Source organism: Methylobacterium sp. AC690, from assembly GCF_979256535.1.
The window spans coordinates 1-284 of record NZ_CEEDOX010000073.1 but is presented as its reverse complement, the minus strand read 5'-3'; the positions used below and the strand labels follow the sequence as shown (position 1 = coordinate 284).

The following is a 284-nucleotide window of genomic DNA, read 5'->3' as shown; positions in this document are numbered from 1 at the left end:
ACATCCGGGTCGGCCGCCTGCGGGAAGGCCTCGCCGAGAACGAGCGCAAGTCGGCCTTGGCAGCACCCTATTTCCAGGGGCTCGAGGCCACGAAGGCCAACGCCAGTGCCCTCGCGCGCTTCGCGCCGGAGGGGATCGCCACCCTCAAGGTCGCCCATGCGCGCTTTACCCCGGCCCTCGAGACCAATCAGGCCGTGCTGGCGACGGCCCGATCCGTGTCGGAAAGCCTCGTGAAGACCCTGGCGGCCGAGATCGGGCGCTGCCGTACGCCGACGGTCTATGGC

At 70.1% G+C, this 284-nt stretch carries 1 pseudogene; it reads left to right on the top strand.

Features of this window, described 5'->3' with window-relative positions:
- Positions 1 to 284: pseudogene (locus tag AC0IY1_RS25380) on the top strand (hypothetical protein); the annotation flags it as partial.